The organism is Acetobacter sp. DsW_059 (genome assembly GCF_002153695.1).
In the GTDB taxonomy this organism is placed as follows: Bacteria; Pseudomonadota; Alphaproteobacteria; order Acetobacterales; family Acetobacteraceae; genus Acetobacter; species Acetobacter thailandicus.
The window spans coordinates 1-205 of the sequence record NZ_JOPI01000080.1 but is presented as its reverse complement, the minus strand read 5'-3'; the positions used below and the strand labels follow the sequence as shown (position 1 = coordinate 205).

The 205-nt window shown below is 49.8% G+C and carries 1 pseudogene; it reads right to left on the bottom strand.

What is annotated here, in order from left to right:
- A pseudogene (locus tag HK25_RS13050) lies at positions 1-205 on the bottom strand (hypothetical protein); the annotation flags it as partial.

The following is a 205-nucleotide window of genomic DNA, read 5'->3' as shown; positions in this document are numbered from 1 at the left end:
ACCATTCTCTCCTTCGAGATAATCATACCATTGTCGATCAATAGGCGATCGGCGTTGTAAGGATTGCCCATCAGATGAGAGACGATGATTTTTTAAAAACCATTCTACGATGGCATCACGACCGTAATGTTCAACTGGCGGCCTGTCTCCGGCATAATCAGGGGGCTGTGGCGCAGCGACCGTGATTTCCTGCCAGGCTTCCTCA